This window comes from Mesorhizobium sp. M7A.F.Ca.ET.027.03.2.1, from assembly GCF_003999175.1.
GTDB lineage: Bacteria > Pseudomonadota > Alphaproteobacteria > Rhizobiales > Rhizobiaceae > Mesorhizobium.
The window spans coordinates 1-813 of the sequence record NZ_RZOM01001638.1 but is presented as its reverse complement, the minus strand read 5'-3'; the positions used below and the strand labels follow the sequence as shown (position 1 = coordinate 813).

Below are 813 nucleotides of genomic sequence, written 5' to 3'. Positions count from 1 at the left end.
CCCCGGTCGCAGCGCCAGCAGCAGCCGGACTGCTGCCTGCAGCGGCGTTCAGGACGTCGGCTTTCTCGATGCGCCCACGACGGCCGCTTCCCACTATGGTCGACAGATCGATGCGCTCGCGCCTTGCAAGGCGCCGTGCAAGCGGGGTAGCGCGCTGCCGTCCCTCTCTCTGACCGATCTCCCTTGGCGTCACTTCAGCCGCGGGAGCACCGTGCGCTTCGGAAGCGAGTTGAATCGGCGTTCTATCCTCATCTCCAATCGCAGACGCCGGAATTTCGATCCTTGCGATCGGTTCCCCGACCGGCACAATGTCGCCGTCATCGCGAAGGATCGAGACAAGCCGCCCGTCAGTCATAGCCGGGAGCTCGGCAATCGTCTTGTCCGTCTCGATCTCGATGATCGCCTCGCCGCGCACGAAACTGTCGCCTGGCGCCTTCAGCCATTTCGCAATGCGGCCCTCTTCCATGGTCTCACCGAGACGCGGCATTTCAAGATTGTTCTCGACCAGCACGCCTTCGCGTTGCTCCATTGTCGAGGCGACAGCTGCCTCACCGGTCGTTTCGCTCTCGTCGCCTTCGCCGGCGGTCCAGTCCGGGCCATCGCCGATGTCGATGCGGGCAAGCGGCTTGCCGACATCGATCATGTCGCCGATCGATACCAGGATTTCGCCGAGCCGGCCGTCGCCGAGGGCTGGAAACTCCGCGATCGTCTTGTCCGTCTCGATCTCGACGATCGGGTCGCCACGCTTGAAACTGTCGCCCGACTTGATCAGCCAACCGACAATCTTGCCCTCTTCCATCGTCTCGCCGAGAC

Annotated in this window: 1 protein-coding gene; it reads right to left on the bottom strand. The window is 63.5% G+C overall.

Annotated features, from left to right (window positions below; translation table 11 throughout):
* On the bottom strand, positions 1-813 hold an 813-nt coding region (locus tag EN750_RS39795), incomplete at both ends, for a biotin/lipoyl-containing protein (protein WP_189526785.1).